Genomic DNA, 15,069 nt, shown 5'->3' with positions numbered 1-15,069 from the left:
CGTCAGTGGATGTAGCCGCGCGCCGGCCTGGCGCTGCTCGATCCCCGCAGGAGAAGCGTCGATGCGCGTAGCCTTCACGCGCGGACGAGCGAGTGATATAGCGGCGCAGTGAACCTTGGCTACGCTTATCTTCTGCCTGCTTGTGTGGGCTTCCTCGCGAGCGCCGCCGTGTACGGCGGCTGCTCTTCGCAAAATGAGGGTTCTCCCTCGACGATGCCCGACGCCGGCCCTGATGGGATGATCATCGTGACACCGCCGGATGCGCGGCCGCCGTGGACACCGGCCATGTTGCATCCGGCATTCTGGCTGGACGGAGACAATACCGTCCTCTCCGACGGCACCGTGTCGGAGTGGACGGATACGTCGGGAAACAAGAACCACGCGACGCAAACGACCGTTGCGCTCCGGCCGAGAGTGATTGCGTTCAGCGGTGGCCATCAGGCGATTGCGTTCAATGGAACCACGCGACTAAACGTCTTGGACTCCGCATCTCTCCGTTGGAATCGCGACGACTTCGCCGTCTTCGCGGTGCTTCGGTACAGCGGCATCGTCGATCCGGGGAACTTTGCGGGTACCATCTATGCCCGCGTGGCTGCGCCAGAGCCTTCTCCGGGGGTTCACCTCCTGGTCACGGCGACGCCCGGCAGCGGCTTCATGGTGGGCACGGCCCGCAACGTTCGGATCACATCGGCCGACGCCGGATACGAGGGATATAAGCCGCATGTCGTGATGTTCCGGCGCACGGGGAGTCGTCTCGACCTTCGAGTCGACGGCGTTGCCGCCGGATCGCTCTCTGTCGCTCCGGATGACGTCAGTGCTCGCGACGAGAACGGATTCATTGGGGGCTCGAGTGGCACCGCGTACATCAACGGAGACATCGCCTCGCTGCTTGGCATTCACGCCACGGTTACTGACGCGGGTGCGTCCCAGATCGAGGCGTATATGCGGACGCGCTACGGGTTCTGATTCGCCTCGTCGATATCCGATTCGAATGTGCGAGCCGCGCCAGCGATCCCTCCTATCGCGACAAGCCCGGGTCAAACGTTGCTCCCGAGGAGGATCCACTAGCCAAGACGCGCAAGTCGCCCGAGTGGCATCATTCGTGAGCGGGTTACACGACGGAATCCACGCCAGCACGAGGTTTGATGAACTTGGCGAATAAATCGTAGAAACCCGGCCCTCTCGCGATTTCTGCTTCCACGCGCGAGTCGAACCAATCTGCAAAGAGCGTTCTTCTTCGCAATATCCATTTGGAAATATACATATTATTGATTTGCGTCGCCAGCCACCACCCTCCGCGAACGTCGCTCTTCATCAGATCGAACCCTGCTCGTCTGCCGAACGCTTCCAAGGCATCTACCGAATAGTGCCGGTGACCGATGAGCCACCATGCGGGATCGAGGGCATTGCTTCGAATCGAACGGTGCGGAGTCGAAAGATAAAACGCGCCACCCGGGCGAAGGATCCGAAAGACCTCCGCGAACATTCGGGGCTCGGTTTGCTTCGGAATGTGCTCGATGACCTCCCAGGCCGAGACCGTGTCGAACTCTCCGTCCTCGAACGGCAGGCGTATTGCGCTCCCGATATGAAGGGCGACTTTGGAATCACGAACGTGCGCCCGAGCCGTCGCGATGGCCTGCTCGGATGGCTCCAGGCCAGCCGCGGATTCGACGCCCCGCTGGACCGCATGCAGGAGGAACCCTCCGTAGCCACAGCCGATGTCGAGAATCCGCCGATTCTGCAGATCCGCATCGTCGACGAAATGCGTGGCAAATCGGGAGGTCCCACGGGGATCTTGCGCCGGTCGTTCTTGGAGAATGTTTCGCACGGGATCGCACCTTACTGGAAGTCTTCCGACGGGGCCAACGGTGGCCGCTTTCGGGTGAAGACGTGGACACCGATGGCCGCACTCGCATACGCCGTGACCGCGACGAGCAAGTAGGTCATTGCGTTGCCGTGGCTCGAAGCGCGCGCCGAAAGCAAAAAAACGAGCACGAACACCAGGGAGGCGATCGGGAGGCGGAGCCTGCTTCGGGAACACGAGAGCTGAATGCCACGAAAGAGGACGAGGAGCGCCGCGAAACTGGCGCTGGAGATCAAGATCAACCACGATTGTCCCTCGAGATCGATCCCGAGCAGGCGCCGAGCGATCCAAGGCACGGCGAGCGCATTGAGCGGCGCACACGCCGCGGCGCCGGCCATCACGATCAACTCGAGCCGGTGGATGAATGTCGCGCTCGATCCATGCCTCGCGCCATCGACCCCCTGCACGTGGTAGGGGAGCGTTATTTGAAGCAGTAATGCGCCGAGCAAGTACGGGATGCGCGTAAAGAGGACCACTTGTGCGAAGCGGCCCGCGGTCTCCGGTGGCGCGATCCACGCCACCCCGAGGACGTCGAGGTTCGGAAACACGGACGCGCATAGTGCTAGGACGAGGGCCGCCCCCAATCTTCTGCGGACCGTGGGAGCATCTGCAGTCGAGGACCGCGCGGGAGCGACGTCCTTACTCCCGCCCCTGAAAATCATGAGTGCGCTCAAGGTCACGATGAATGCGATGGGCGTGGCGACATAAAATGTCTGCTCGTCGGGACGCGAGACGATGTTCGGCAGGAGAGCACGAGTGCCGAAAAGGGTGACCGCGGCAAATGCCATCGGTCCGAAGCGGAGACGCGCTTGATACTGCCCCGTCGTCGTGTTGAGAAGCACCCCCAAAACGATGGACTCCACGGCCAAAACGCCAGGACGGGGAGCCCCAGGGACCGCAAGGTGTACGCCCGCGAGCGCAATTGCTAGCGCCATCGAGCCAACACGCCAGTAGGCGAAAGCTCGCTCGGGAAAGATGAAGAAGTTGGCAGCGAACTGCGCAAGAAAGGCCAACGAGCTTCCGATGCCGACGAGCCCCAGCCATACATTGAACCGTCCGAACGATTCTGCCGGCAGGAGCGCGGCGGCTTGCGCCTGATGAATGTAGTTGAAGAAGAGCCCCAGGCAATTTGCGACGATGAGCGCGGTACCACCACGCAAAGCGGTCACTCCACGCATCACGGACGTGGCCTCACGTGGACGAGCCCCTGCGCCTCGGCACCGCTCTCCGCGCGACTCTCCACGGCAGCAGGCGAACGAAGCTCGCTCGGGAGTGCATGGCTCAGGGTACGCATTCGAGCACGCGCTTCTTTCGTGGGGCGATCCCCGGAGAACGGCACTCGTCTGCGGCAACGAACGTCCATCCGAGATCCTTACAGATAGCCTCTCGAGCGGGGACACCGATCTCGGAGGTAAAAACGACCCAATCCATACCCGTGCATCGAGCGAACGATGCGAACTCCTTGGCCTTGGCGGGCCCCCACTGCCTTTGTCCGTTGAAGGTCTGGAGCGCTGCTTCGCTGCGCATGTCCGACGAAGGGATCATGAGGCGGCAGTTCGTCCCGCGTGTCTGCTGATAGAGCCAGTATGCGTATATCGTATACGGGAGGGAGATGCCCATTCCGCATTCACCCGATGGGGGTACCAATTCCTGCCGTATGGGGGCGAAGCCCGCCGTCATGACCGGATTCAGCGGAGCATAATCGATGACCGCTCCGGCCACGCAGAGCAAGCCGACGGCTCCATTGAGCATCGGTCTTCTAGGGGTCCATCGACGCATCGAGCTGGCCAAGAACTCTCCAGCCACGACGATGACGCTGAACTGCGCGAGGATTCCGAAACGCGATGGAACGCGAAAGACGGGAATGAGCTTGAAAATGAAGAGCGATGGCCCTAATTCTTCGTCGAACGATTTCAGTCCTTGCGGCGACAGCGAGAACAAGAAGCAGGCGATCGCCAACAAAAGAAATAAGCCTCGAAGCTGATTGCTTCGCCTCTCGGACGCGCGCGGCAACTTCGGCCAAACGTATGCGACGGTGGCGGCGGCCAGAACGGCGAGAAGGGACCAGCGGATGCCATTGCTCCGCTCGTGCAAATTGCTTCCGGCGAGATCTTTCTGGATGGCTTCCGAGAACTTGACTCGTGGTTTCAGCCAATCGTTCGAGCCGAGCTTTACGTCGAACCCCAAATAGTCGATTGGGTGTGACCCGAAGCCGCGCAGGTAACTCGCATTCTCGGGGCGGATCTCCGGCGCACCCATGCTGCTTTTGTACTCCGATGGTACGGGCATCATGAAATTCCAGCCCAGAAAGACGACCGCCGGCAGCGAGCACACGACGAGACGTCCGAGCGATCGCAGAAGTGGCAACCTGGAGCTGCGGCCCCGCAGCAGAAAGTAGAGGAAGAAAAAGGGGCTCAGTACGATGAAAATGATCAAATAGTAATGGGCCGAAAAGCACGCCGCGAGCAGCGCGAGCGACGCCCACGTCATGCTGCGGCGTTTTCGCTCGGGCGTCATGAAATCTCGATTGCTCAGAAGCTCGAGAGCGATGAAAATCAGCGCGATGCCGAACGCTCCGATGAGCGCCGTATGTACATTGGCGCGGGCGCGCGTGAAATTGTTGTACGCGAAGCAGATCCCAGCCGCCAAGCACACGAGCCGCGGCCACTTCACGATGCGCCCGAACACGTACGCCGAAGCGCCGTTGATCGCCATCAATGCCCACGCCACGGCCGTGGGAAGATTGGCGTCGTTGGTGATGGGCGTGAGTATGGGCACGAGGATGCGCTCGATCCAAGGCATCCAGAGCGGCGCGCCCAGGGGGGCGTTCACGTTCTCCGTATAAATGGCACCATAAAGGAGTCGTGATGGTGCGTGTAAGAGGGTGTCGACGATAACGCGATATTGCCAGGACAACCCGATGAGATCCGTGTCGTCGCCGATCATCCTGTCGGATCTGGGATCGAAAAGATCATGCGACGCCGGCGCAAGGTAGACGTAACCGATAGCCACGATGACGAGGCACGCGAGGACGTCGGGAGACCATCTCGGGAGCCGCTGCCTCGCGCGCGAGAAGAGGAGATCCATCTTGGCGAAGAGCGGGTTCATTTTCGCAGTTCCTCGTCGGATTTCGAATGCGGAAGGGTGCCCCGAATCGCGCGCACGCTGTTTACGGCTAGTCCTCTGAGAACACCGGTGCCAAACACGAACACGACGGCAACGTGCAGAGGAAGGAGCTTGACGAATTCCGCAGGCGATTTGGCAAACAGCGAGGTCGATAGTGCTACGGCGAGCACGCAGCCAAAGATGATCTCGAGCCCCACAATCGGCCGTACGGCGAGGAGGAGCGCGAGGAGGACCAGTGCAACGAGGGCCAGCATCACGACATAGAAGAATTTGCTGCGCCGGTCGAAGACATGGTACTCGACGAAGCTCGGGCCGCGCTCCCATAGGCGCGCGAGAAAGGCCCACGTGGTCTCGCGCGGAACCCAGCCTACGCGCACGTCCGGCGATATGACGATGGGGGTCGAATCCACCATGGAGCGCATGAGAAGAGTATCGTCGTTGAGCACGATTTGGGAGTCGAGCCGCTCGCAGACATCGAGAAAATGCTGCTTCGAACAGAGAAAGACCGTGGTTCCTTTGAGGTACTGGTCGAAATTGTCCGGCCTGAGCGTGATGGGACGCACCGCGGCGGCGTAGTGGCGCCGAAAGATGAACCTGTGCGACCGATCCCAATAGAGACAATACACATTGCGACTCACGTCGATATCAACGGTCCCGACGACTGCGGGGTATTCGCGCGCGACCCGAGCGACGGAGGAGCCGAGGTCATTCGGAAGGTCGAGGCGTGTGTCCAGAAAAAGGATGCGCGGTGACTTTGCGCTCCGGGCGCCAGCCAGACGCGCGCGGAATCTGCCCACGTTGCTCGGCAGATTCAGGACCTTCACCTTATCGGTTGGAGGATCAGCGCTCCCGGCCAGACGCGCCAGTGCATCTTTCGTGTCGTCGGTCGAGCCGTCGTTGACGAAGAGGACTTCGTCTGCGATCTCGGTGATGCCACTTCGGGCGAGGCTCTGCCACAAGCCCGGCAGGAAGGTCGCCATGTTGTACGTGGGGATGACGATGGTGAGGCCGCCGTCGACGGACTTTTGCTGGATCATGACCGCGTCCTCGATGCTCTCCCGGTCGAAACATCTCTGCGCGCCATCAGGGCACGCCCGGGGTCGGATTCAGCGAGAATGGGCGGATAAGCGAACGAAGCTGGCACGAGAGTCTCCAACGCGTGGAGCGAGAACCTAGTCCCGCTGCCGGCAAGTTCCTACCGGTTTCCGTCCTGGTTCCCGCGCGGTGTGTTCCAGGAGGGGTCGATGGGGCGGCGCACGGTTCGTCCCGGGGACGGCTCGGATGACTCACCCGTGTCGTAGCCACTCCTCGAGCGTGTCGACGATGATCTCACTCGGGCTCTTCTCGAGCGAAACCACGGGTCGCGCATGCTCTTCGTGGCGCGCGGCGAAGCTGGCGATGGCCGAGGCCGGGTCCGGCGATAGCACGACGTTCTCGTTCAATCCCTCGATGCGCTCCGTCGTTTTCCGCAGCAGCAGGCACGGCTTACCGAGATAGTACGATTCTTCCTGATTGCTACCACCGTCCGTTATCACGAAGCGAGCACGCGCCAACGTCTGGGTGAACGTAACGTACGAAAGGCGCGGAACCAGAACGAAGCGATCCGACTGACGGACGCGCTCGAGCAACCCGAATCGACGGAGCGCGACCTCGGTGAGCTTGTGCAGCACGAATACGCAGCGGATGCCCTGCGCCACCCGTTCCGCGGCATCGATGACATGGGTGACCAGCGCCTTCGAGAAGAGGTTTTCCTGCCGGTGAAGGACGAGAAGAAAAAAATTCTCGGGAAGGAAATCGAACGTCTCCTCCGGAGGTCGCGTGGCCAGCGCCAGCTTCAGACTGTCGAGGAGTGTATTCTCTCCCGTGACGATCGTTCGAAGCCCTCGATGCGAAGTCAGATGATCCGCCGCCCACTGATTCGGGCAGAAGGCAACGTTGGCCATCCGTCCTACGAGAACGCGGCAGATCTCCTCGGGGAAGGGCTGTACGTAGTTGAACGAGCGCAGTCCTGCTTCCACGTGAAAGACCTGGGCGCCGAGCGCTTTTGCCAGCGTCGCACCTAGGAGCGTCGAAACCGTATCTCCATGGACGATGACGGCGACACGGCTGGCGCCGTCGCGCCGAAATGTCCTCCGCAGCTGGGCGAGGCCCGTGATGGCCGTACGGGCGAGCCATGACGCGAGCCCTGCTGCCGATTGATGAATCGAACCCGTATGAAGCGTTTCATCCGGACCTGGCACGCCAGCGAGGGCCCATAGCTCGGAGCTCGCGATGTCGTTCTGTCCCGAGGCAATGATGCGAAAGGGGAGATTTCGTGCGCGCGCCTGCGCGATCACGGGAACGAGCTTGATGAGCTCGGCGGTCGTGCCAACGAAGAAGTAAAGGAGGCCGTTGCTCATCTTGGAAAGCCATCCAACGGATGTTTGAGTGCGGGGGGAGTCGGAGGCTGCTGCTCCAGGTTTAGCGTGGCTCGCACGGTGTAGAGCGGGCGACCCAGGACTTCCGTGTGGATTCTCGAAACGTACAGTCCCAGAATGCCCAATGCCGTCAGCACTATGCCGTTGAGGAGCGTGTTGAAGACGACGGCGCGGGCCAGCGGTGTGTAGAGGAATCTCGGCGAGACGAGATCATAGGACACTTGCATCCAGACCAGTGAAATCCCACTCGCGAAGGTGATGAGCACGCCCAGATACAGCAATATCCGCAACGGAAGTGACGAGTGAGCGAGGATGCCGTCGATGGCGAGGTCCCATAATTTGGAGAACGAGTACGTCGGTCGTCCCTGCCATCGTTCTGCGGCATCGAATTCGATGTATGCACGCTCGAAACCAAGCCAGTCCACGAGGCCACGAAAGAGGCGACGACGTTCCCCCAAGAGAAGCAACGCGTCGCGTACGCGCCTATCGAGAAGGCGGAAATCGGTTCCGCCCGCGACCGACTTGGTTTCGGAGAGGCGGGTCGAGATAGAATTGAAAACGCGTGAACTCAGGCGGCGTAAAATCGCCTTTTGTTCTGTCGAACGACGCACGGCGACGACGACTTCGGCGCCTTTTCGCCAAGCAGCCACGAGCTGGGTGATGACCTCCGGAGGGTGCTGAAGGTCGGCATCGATGCACACGATGGCGTGCCCTTTGGAGTAGGCCACGCCAGCCGTGAGGGCGAGCTCCTTCCCAAAGTTGCGCGACATGTCGATGACCTTCACATTCTGATGCTTCCTCGCCAGGCTCTGAAGGGTGAGAAGCGAGTGGTCCGTGCTGCCGTCGTTAACGAAAAGGTACTCCCATGCTGCATTTTCCATGCTAGCAGCCACCGATTCCAGGCGAGCATGGAGGGCTTCCAGGTTATTCCCTTCATTGTAGACCGGTACGACAACGCTGATGAGTGGGGTTGGCGCCCGGTCCGTCGACAGAACGCTCATCGAGGGCCAACCTAGTACCGCTTCCGTCAACTTCCTATCTGTTTTCGCGGGCTCTGGCGACGCAAGTCTTTGGAGCACCAGGTAGGCTGACCTTGGCCGCAGCCCATCCCCGACGAAGCCTGCCCGAGCGAACCTCTCGTCACGCGGCGTGATCGTTGCGTGATGCCGGAAGGTCGACCGCGCCCCGAGCGATGCAGTACCAGCTGCGACACACGCGCCAGCGCGCCATCTCCTCCTCCGTTCGTGGATGGCCTTCCTGGATGGTGCTCAACCTGGCGCCCGTTGGCGGATGACCGAAACTCTCAAATAGCCAGGATAGCGATTCAGGTTATTCACCAGCGACTGGACGCCTTCGTGGAGGGCGACGTATGGAAAGCGTAGTGCTTTTGGGAGGAGATATTTCAGAAAGTGTAGTTGCATCAGGAAGCCTGCCTCTTCTTCCAAAAGTTCGTATTTCTGATGATCGACATCGGGTGCGAGGCCGGCGATCGGGTACTCTACGCCGACGTCCCAAGTTCCCGATCGTTCGGCTCGCTCTTTCGCGAAGCGATAGATACGAGCATTGGCGTTCGGATTTACGGTCAGCAGTACCCCCGAAGGCTTCATCACGCGAAGCATCTCGTGGAGAGCTCGTCGGCGATCGACCGGCTCGAAGTGTTCAATCACGCCCGTGTTCCAGACGATGTCGAACGAACGATCCGGAAAGGGCATCTCGAAAATCGAACCGGGGACGCAGCGCGCCGTCAGTCCGAGCTCTGCGTAATAGGTGCTTGCAATCTCGAGAGCGCGCGGCGCAATGTCGAGGAGAGTGACATCCGCCCCCCTCAACGAGAGGGGGAGCGAGTTGAGCCCGGTCCCCGCCCCCGCGTCCAACACGCTCTTTCCGCGCACGTCGTTCAAGTGCTTGAGAAGTACATTGTGAAGGATGTATCGATTGCTGGAAAATCCCCCGAACCTGGCCACGTAGCGGCGGAGAAGCGAGCCCTTCCATGAGGCGTCCGGACGGACGTCGGACTTTTCCCAGTGCTCTTTCCACGCCGTCGTTACGCGATCGATAGAGTTCGACTTGGGGGAGCTCATTTGGCCGGCATGCTGTCAAGTTCCGACACGGCAATCAAGCCTCAGGTTCCGACGGTTGCCATCGCGATAAATTCGCCCAACAACCTCGAGCCAAGGGAGCACGCTCCGCGGGCGGGTGAGGGGGCCGCGAGCACGTGCAACGCCCGATCGTGTGCGCGCGGGTTGCGGAAAACGCGTGCCTCTGCTCGCAATTACCGTGGCCGGGTAGCCACGTAGAGGTTCCATTCGCTCAAGCCGGCGTCTGCCGGCACGGGGCGATCGCTCTCGAGGTAGAGCCGGCATCCGTCCGGACTGAGCCAAGTTGGGCGATCGTTCCATGCGCCGTTCAGAGCTGCCACGTCACGTGCGTTCGTTGGATCGTCGAAAACGTCGGAAGCTTTTGCGCGTGTTGCGAACCATATATCACTGCCCCCTCGTGCGCCGTTCCGGCCCGAGCCGAAGAATAGAATGCGATCATCTCCCGATGGCACGGGTGATCCATCTCCGGTGGTCGTGCCCAACGGAACGGTTTGAGGCGACGTGTACGCGCCACCCGAGCGAATCGCCTTGACGATCAGGCCTCCACTCGGCCCCCCATATCCGTCCGATGCGAAATACAACGCGCTCTTGTCCGAGACGAGCGCAGGGGCGCGCTCGAGCTTTTCCGTGTTCACGTTGGCCACGGGGACGGCGGAGCCAAAATCGGTCAGGGTAGTGGTTCGTGTTGCAACGAACAGATCGGATTGTCCGGTCGACCCGGAGCCTCCTCGATCCGACGAGAGGTAAAGCTCCAAGCCATCTGCGCTGACGTGCGGTTCGTAGTCGCCGTTGGTCGTGCCGTTGTTGACATTGGGGACGCGCCGAAATACGCCAAAGTCGTCCTTTGGAGTCAGGCGTGTCGCCGAGTAAATGTGGAACCAGTCTACACCTTTGACCGAAGTATAGATGGTCAGCTCATCGTGCGAGAGCGTTCCGAATTCCGTGCCCGGAGTGTTCACCTTTGGGACGAGCGCCGGGGCGCCGAATGGCTTACCGAGGTCACAAGGATATGTCGAGCCGTCCGGCGGGGGCAGAGGCGCGCCGTCAGGTAGGGGGATGATGACGGGCGGAGCGTCCTCTCCGGCGTCACGCGTGCCTTCGGAGCCGGAGTTGGAGTCGGAGCATCCGGCGTCCCCAACGAGGGCTACGAAGGCGAGAAGACTACTGGCGGTGACGACGGTGTGGCGAAGCCTCATTATGGGCACTCCATAAAGCAGTCGACCGACCCGGAGTAAAGTTGCGATTCGACTCTTCCCGGCCGGTGCGGTATGCGACGATGCCACATCGCCTGGGAGCGCAGCCGGAAGCAACGTTTCGCATGCTGATGCAATTTCCGGCTCATTGCGCCCGCGTCGCAACATATAAATAGAAATTTTCGTGCCTGCATCGGCCGATTGCTCAGGAGGTAAAGGCGCACCCGTCCGGACGGAGCCAGGTTGGAGCCTCGGACCATGGGCCCTTCGTACGTCAGGTGCGCCTTTTCCAGCGTCAGCCGTGCCTTTGGATTCGGGGTTTGCGTCGGAGCAGCCCGCGTCGCCGAAGGATTGCAGACGTGAACGCTGCACACGGCAATCGCCGACCGGCGAAGTCTCATGTTTTTCAACCTGCTAAGCAAGCGAGCGACCTCGAGTAAGGTGCAACCACCGCTCTCCTTACCGCACCCCACGCGCGTTGCAAAGTGTCGCCGGGTGCTGCCGGCCAATCCGCGCCGCCCGCGAAAATTCCGTTGCCAACCCGCACCCCAGAAGACGACCATCCGCCCATGAAACGGTCGCGGCAGCTCATCGTCCTTCATCCGTCACCATGGTCCGAGCGGGCGCGGTGGGCGCTCGATCACCATGGGCTCGAGTACGACGCCGTCGACCATATGCCGATCGTCGGGGAGCGCCGGTTGCGGAAGCTCTCGGGGCGACAGAAGGAGCGGGTGACGGTGCCCGTGCTCGTGGTGGACGGAAACGCGCACTGTGAGTCGTGGGACATCGCACTTTATGCGGATCGCGAGGGGACGCGTGACAAGTTGATGCCCGCCGGGCTCGAGGCGGAGATTCGCCAGTGGAACCAAGTCGCCGACGCGGGGATGGGCGGGGTGCGCGCCCGTGTGTTTGCGAAGATGCTCGAGAGCGGCGGTGCGCTCGACGCGTCGGCGCCGAGCTTCGTTCCCAAGTGGCTCCGGCCCGCGTTGCGGCCGGTCGCGCGTTTGACGATCCGGCAGCTTCAACGCAAGTACCAGGCGCGGTCCGATGAAGGGGCGACCCATGTGATGCAACTGCGCGGCGCGCTCGATCGGCTGCGTGACGTGCTCGTGACGCGAAGGCCCGACGCTCCGTATATCCTCGGGCGCTTTACGTATGCCGATATCGCCATGGCCACCTTGGTTCAAGGTGTGCTCCCGGTGGAGGATCGGTTCCTTCGCCTCGCGTCGGCGCTGCGCGAGGTGTGGACGGAGCGCTCGCTCGTGCGTGAATACGACGATCTCGTAAAATGGCGCGATACGATTTACGACCGCCATCGCTACGCAAAGCCGAATTGACGCCGCCCCCGCGCCCGGACCTCGCGTCACGCATTTGCGCGCAACGCGTAGCGCCCCCGCGCGGACCTCGCGTCGCGCATCTGCGCGCAACGCCTCGTCGTGCCGGCGTCACTCCTCCTTCGGCCCCTGATTGTACCCCCGAGGCCGATACTGCGGATCGACGCCATCGTGCGAATCGCCATTGTCGATGGTGTCGCGCGCCAGATACGCGAGCCACGTTCCGGGGAACGCCTGCGCAAGTTCCTCCAGCTCGGTGCGCACGAGCGATTCGGTTTGGAGCTTCTTTTCATCCCACAAACATTGGACCGCCAGCGCGATCAAGTTTTGGTCGTTCGGCGCGAGCTGGAATCCTCGTTTGTAGTACGGCCACCCCTCCTCGGCCCGATGCATGCGGCAGAGGGTGTCTCCCAAATAGACGTTGGCCATGGGCCACGTGGGGGCAAGGTCCAGCGCGACCGCGTTGGCCACGCGACGCTCTTCGAGGTGGCCGCGGGCGCCTTGCATCACGGAGTAGTTGAGATGAGCCTTGGCACTTCGCGGCACCGCGTGGCGGGTGGCGTCCCAGAAGACGAGATCGTCGGTGTAGTCGTTGGCGTGGGTGCGCGCTGCGTAGGCTTGAAAGCCCACGAAGACGATGAGAAGCACGGTGACCAGCCCGCCGAGGTGCATCGCGCGCAGCCGGCGCCCCAGCGCGACGAAGATGGCCGCCAAGACGATGCTCGTCCCCAGGGCCGGGAAATACCAGAAGCGCTCGGCTCGGACGGTGGGCAGCAGAATGGGAATGTTCGATACGGGGAAATACGAGACGACGACCCAGACGATGGATACGCCCAAAAGCGCGAGCAGCCCCGACTTTTGCCCGAGCACCAACGCGATGTGCGGCGAGGCGAAATAGCCTTCGCCGCTGCGCCACCTTCGCGCGCGGCGCCACGCCACGATCCCGAGCACGGGGCCCAGCACCAACGGCGCGACCATGCCCGCCGCGCCCGCGATGCTCTCCGGAAATATCAACTTCGTTGGGATCGGCTCTTGCGGCGCCGAGTAGTCGCCCGACAAGGTCGATGGATAAATGATTTGAAAGAGCCCGCGCGCGTAAATGCGCAATCCGGCGGCGATGCGGTAAAGGGGCTGCGCGTCGATGAGCGGATTGTTCAGCGGATCGCGCGGGAGGATCGGCTGCGCGTACCACCGTAACAAGGCGGCGAAGGTTCGCGCTAGAAATGGCTTGTGCGCGTTGGCCGCGGCGCTGATCTCGGGCGCCAGCGGAGCCGGAAAGAGACGGCGGCGCGCCTCCACGTAAAATACGAACGCTCCGATCGTCGCCAGGCCCGCCAGCACCGCGCGGCCCACCGCGCGCGGGCGGGTCGGGTGCAGGTAGCGCGAGAGCATCAGCGCGGCAAAGGGCACCAAGGGCACCGCGCAAAGGGCGCTCTCCTTCGAGAACAACCCGAAGAGGGTCGCGAGGAAGACCGCCGGGACCATCCAATACGCCGACAGGGTGAGGGCGCCTGCGGCTAAGAGCACGCCCAATGCGCCCAGCACGTCGGCGATGCCCACCACGCCGCTCACGGCCTCGGTGAGGACGGCGCATGTCACGAACAGGAGGCCGGCGACCCAGCCCATCGCGCGGTCCTTGGTGACCTTGGACACGATGACCGTGAGGAGCGCCGCGTTCAGCGCGTGCAGGACGACGTTGACCCAGTGATGCAAAAATGGAGTTTGATCGCGCGCGCCGAGGCCCCAGAGGGCGCGCCAGATCAAGTCGGGGATGGGGCGGTAGGAGCCGATGCTGCGATCGTGCGGGAGGCCCCAGAAATCGCGGTGGAAGGCGTCGAGCCAATGAAGCTTGGAGGCGGGTTCGGCGACGCTCCGGACGTATGGATTGGCCAGTATGGCTTCTTGCTCGTCGAAGATGAAATTCGTCTTGAGCGGGTGGCGCGTGAAAAGAACGATGGAGAGAAAACAGAACGGCACCATGGCTGCGCCGACCGTGGGCTCCTCGTTGAGGAAATAGTCGCGCAGCCAGCCGCGCCAGGTGCCGAGAAAGGTGCTGGGCGGAGCTTCCTCGATGTCGATGGTCGGGAGCGGCGGGTGAGGGATGTTCGGAGGGACGGGAACGTCGGAGTGACCTTCCATGTCTCGCCGAGGATCCGTTCGCAGTTCCTCCATTGTCGCTGCCCTAATACCTGCTCGATTCCGCTGTTCTGCTGGTTGGAATTACATCGCCGGATCGGGATCCGGGATGGGCCAATTGTCACCCCAGAGATTGGCCCCGCCATCGATGTACCACGTCTCGCCGGTGACGAACGAGGCGGCATCGCTCGTCAGGTACGTCGCGAGGTGCGCGACTTCTTCGGGGGTGCCGAGGCGCTTCGCGGGGGTCTGCTTGCGGCTCACCTCGAGAAGCTCGGGCGGATACTGATCGGTGCCGCTCGATTTGATCACGCCGGGCGCGATGGCGTTGACTTGGACGTTGTACTGCGCCCACTCCACGGCGAGCGTCTTGGTGAGATTTTCGACGCCCGCGCGCGCGGCGCCCGTGTGGACCATGCCGGGGAAGCCGCGCCGCACGTTGGCGATGATGTTCAGGATCCGGCCGCGCCGCGCGGGGATCATGTGCTTCGTCGCGACCGCTTGGGTCATGAAGAAGGTGCCGTTGAGGTTATTGCGCACCACGGCCTCCCATCCGCGCGCGGTGACCTGCTCGGCCGTGGTGGGAAACTGACCGCCGGCGTTGTTGACCAGGATCGTTGCCGGGCCCAGCGCGTGCGCGACGCCATCGACGAAGGTGGCGACTTGCTCGGGCTCGCGGATGTCGCACACGGCGGTGTGCACCTGGATTCCGCGCTGCACCAAGGTCGCTTTGGCGGTCTCGAGCCGCTCGGCTTTGCGGCCCAGGATGGCGACTCTCGCGCCGAGCTCGCCGAGCTGGGTCGCGATGGCAAGGCCGATCCCGCTGCCGCCCCCGGTCACGATGGCCGTGTGGCCATCGAAAAGGCTGGCTCGAAAGATGTTTCCCATGAGGTCCAGAGT

Annotated in this window: 12 protein-coding genes; 2 read left to right on the top strand and 10 right to left on the bottom strand. The window is 62.3% G+C overall.

Features of this window, described 5'->3' with window-relative positions; translation table 11 throughout:
- Positions 1 to 246 precede the first annotated feature (246 nt).
- Positions 247 to 966: a hypothetical protein gene (locus LZC94_41940; protein ID WXB14376.1), complete on the top strand. Its 720-nt coding sequence runs from the start codon at positions 247 to 249 to the stop codon at positions 964 to 966.
- 145 nt (positions 967 to 1,111) lie between these two features.
- On the opposite strand, the gene LZC94_41935 is transcribed toward LZC94_41940, so the two are convergent.
- The 8 genes from LZC94_41935 to LZC94_41900 all read right to left on the bottom strand — a co-directional run bounded on the left by LZC94_41935 (position 1,112) and on the right by LZC94_41900 (position 10,702).
- Entirely contained in the window at positions 1,112 to 1,828 is a 717-nt protein-coding gene (locus LZC94_41935; GenBank protein ID WXB14375.1) for a methyltransferase domain-containing protein, read from the bottom strand.
- Positions 1,829 to 1,839: 11 nt separating this feature from the next.
- Positions 1,840 to 3,033, bottom strand: a complete 1,194-nt coding sequence (locus LZC94_41930; protein ID WXB14374.1) for a hypothetical protein — start codon at positions 3,031 to 3,033, stop codon at positions 1,840 to 1,842.
- A 112-nt stretch (positions 3,034 to 3,145) separates the two neighbouring features.
- Positions 3,146 to 4,972 carry a hypothetical protein gene (locus LZC94_41925; protein ID WXB14373.1) on the bottom strand — a complete coding sequence of 609 codons (1,827 nt, stop codon included), beginning with the start codon at positions 4,970 to 4,972 and terminating at the stop codon, positions 3,146 to 3,148.
- On the bottom strand, positions 4,969 to 6,027 hold the full coding sequence (locus tag LZC94_41920) for a glycosyltransferase (protein ID WXB14372.1): 1,059 nt from the start codon (positions 6,025 to 6,027) through the stop codon (positions 4,969 to 4,971). Before LZC94_41920 ends, LZC94_41925 begins: the two co-directional genes overlap by 4 nt.
- 249 nt (positions 6,028 to 6,276) lie before the next feature.
- Entirely contained in the window at positions 6,277 to 7,389 is a 1,113-nt protein-coding gene (locus LZC94_41915) for a UDP-N-acetylglucosamine 2-epimerase (GenBank protein WXB14371.1), read from the bottom strand.
- Entirely contained in the window at positions 7,386 to 8,408 is a 1,023-nt protein-coding gene (locus LZC94_41910) for a glycosyltransferase family 2 protein (GenBank protein WXB14370.1), read from the bottom strand. The genes LZC94_41915 and LZC94_41910 overlap by 4 nt, the downstream gene beginning before the upstream one ends.
- A 267-nt stretch (positions 8,409 to 8,675) precedes the next feature.
- Complete coding sequence (locus LZC94_41905; protein ID WXB14369.1) at positions 8,676 to 9,488, bottom strand: class I SAM-dependent methyltransferase; 813 nt, start codon at positions 9,486 to 9,488, stop codon at positions 8,676 to 8,678.
- A gap of 191 nt (positions 9,489 to 9,679) precedes the next feature.
- Positions 9,680 to 10,702: a hypothetical protein gene (locus LZC94_41900; GenBank protein WXB14368.1), complete on the bottom strand. Its 1,023-nt coding sequence runs from the start codon at positions 10,700 to 10,702 to the stop codon at positions 9,680 to 9,682.
- A gap of 566 nt (positions 10,703 to 11,268) precedes the next feature.
- On the opposite strand from LZC94_41900, the gene LZC94_41895 reads away from it, so the two are divergent.
- Complete coding sequence (locus LZC94_41895) at positions 11,269 to 12,036, top strand: glutathione S-transferase (protein ID WXB14367.1); 768 nt, start codon at positions 11,269 to 11,271, stop codon at positions 12,034 to 12,036.
- A gap of 108 nt (positions 12,037 to 12,144) precedes the next feature.
- Here the strand turns inward: LZC94_41895 and LZC94_41890 are convergent, their stop codons facing one another.
- Together LZC94_41890 and LZC94_41885 are read right to left on the bottom strand one after the other, a co-directional pair.
- The gene (locus LZC94_41890; protein ID WXB14366.1) at positions 12,145 to 14,172 is read right to left on the bottom strand and encodes a tetratricopeptide repeat protein; all 2,028 of its coding nucleotides are present in this window, start codon (positions 14,170 to 14,172) and stop codon (positions 12,145 to 12,147) included.
- An 81-nt stretch (positions 14,173 to 14,253) separates the two neighbouring features.
- A complete protein-coding gene (locus LZC94_41885; protein WXB14365.1) occupies positions 14,254 to 15,057 on the bottom strand; it encodes an SDR family oxidoreductase in 804 nt (267 codons plus the stop codon).
- Positions 15,058 to 15,069 lie beyond the last annotated feature (12 nt).

It is taken from the genome of Sorangiineae bacterium MSr11954, assembly GCA_037157815.1.
Taxonomy (GTDB): domain Bacteria; phylum Myxococcota_A; class Polyangia; order Polyangiales; family Polyangiaceae; genus Pendulispora; species Pendulispora albinea.
Note: the sequence above shows the minus strand (reverse complement) of the source record. Positions and strands in the feature narration are given on the sequence as shown.

Excerpts from the sequence above, each read along its gene's own strand:
- LZC94_41920 (WXB14372.1), bottom strand. The coding sequence starts at position 6,027 with ATGATCCAGCAAAAGTCCGTCGACGGCGGCCTCACCATCGTCATCCCC.
- LZC94_41885 (WXB14365.1), bottom strand. The coding sequence starts at position 15,057 with ATGGGAAACATCTTTCGAGCCAGCCTTTTCGATGGCCACACGGCCATC.
- LZC94_41925 (WXB14373.1), bottom strand. The coding sequence starts at position 4,972 with ATGAACCCGCTCTTCGCCAAGATGGATCTCCTCTTCTCGCGCGCGAGG.
- LZC94_41915 (WXB14371.1), bottom strand. The coding sequence starts at position 7,389 with ATGAGCAACGGCCTCCTTTACTTCTTCGTTGGCACGACCGCCGAGCTC.
- LZC94_41905 (WXB14369.1), bottom strand. The coding sequence starts at position 9,488 with ATGAGCTCCCCCAAGTCGAACTCTATCGATCGCGTAACGACGGCGTGG.
- LZC94_41910 (WXB14370.1), bottom strand. The coding sequence starts at position 8,408 with ATGAGCGTTCTGTCGACGGACCGGGCGCCAACCCCACTCATCAGCGTT.
- LZC94_41890 (WXB14366.1), bottom strand. The coding sequence starts at position 14,172 with ATGGAAGGTCACTCCGACGTTCCCGTCCCTCCGAACATCCCTCACCCG.
- LZC94_41900 (WXB14368.1), bottom strand. The coding sequence starts at position 10,702 with ATGAGGCTTCGCCACACCGTCGTCACCGCCAGTAGTCTTCTCGCCTTC.
- LZC94_41895 (WXB14367.1), top strand. The coding sequence starts at position 11,269 with ATGAAACGGTCGCGGCAGCTCATCGTCCTTCATCCGTCACCATGGTCC.